Origin of the sequence: Roseinatronobacter ekhonensis, from assembly GCF_900499075.1 — a bacterium.
GTDB lineage: Bacteria > Pseudomonadota > Alphaproteobacteria > Rhodobacterales > Rhodobacteraceae > Roseinatronobacter > Roseinatronobacter ekhonensis.
Map to the genome: position 1 here is coordinate 1 of NZ_UIHC01000188.1, position 704 is coordinate 704.

General features: G+C 60.9%; 1 protein-coding gene. It reads left to right on the top strand.

The annotated features are described in order from the left end of the window. Positions 1 to 134: 134 nt before the first annotated feature. Positions 135 to 653 carry a mannonate dehydratase gene (locus tag ROE7235_RS19800; RefSeq protein WP_281272880.1) on the top strand — a complete coding sequence of 173 codons (519 nt, stop codon included), beginning with the start codon at positions 135 to 137 and terminating at the stop codon, positions 651 to 653. The last annotated feature ends 51 nt before the right edge of the window (positions 654 to 704 follow it).

A 704-nucleotide genomic window follows, 5' to 3' on the forward strand; every position in this document is an offset into this window, starting at 1 on the left:
AATGGCGCAAACTCGATGGCCGGAACCGCCTGCCCGAGATCATCCAAGGGGTTGAGTTCCGCGACGGCCTCCGCCACGTTCAAGCCGCCGCCTGATCAGGCGTCACCAACTTCTGCGCATATCTCCATGACGAAATTGCGCGGCGGAAAGCAATGATCGTGGGCGCTGGCCTGACATGGTCGGTGGTCGAAAGCATACCCGTGCCAGAGGCGGTGAAGCTGGGACAGGACGGCTGCGACGCACTCAGCGACATGTGGGCGCAATCCGCGCTGAACCTTGCGCAGCAGGGGATCACGACGATTTGCTACAACTTCATGCCGGTTCTGGACTGGACCCGCACGGAGTTGCGGCACCGCCTGCCCGATGGTGCGGAATGCCTGCGCTTTGACCGCGTCGATCTGGCGGTGTTCGATATGTTCATCCTGAAGCGCCCCGCCGCCGTGCAAAGCTATGGCGCTGCGGTACAAAGCGCAGCGGCCACGCGGTTCAAACAGATGGATGCGAAACAGGTCGCAGCCTTGTCCGCAACTATTCTGGCGGGGCTGCCGGGGGCGGAAACCAGCTATTCCTTGTCAGATTGCGTATTCCGGGGTCATCCGGCCAGTGATTCCGAAAGTATCCGGCCACCCATTCCGATTTTATCCGGCCACTGATTCCGGAGCATCCGGCCACCCTGTGATGTGATGCTGCGAGGCAATCTGTAA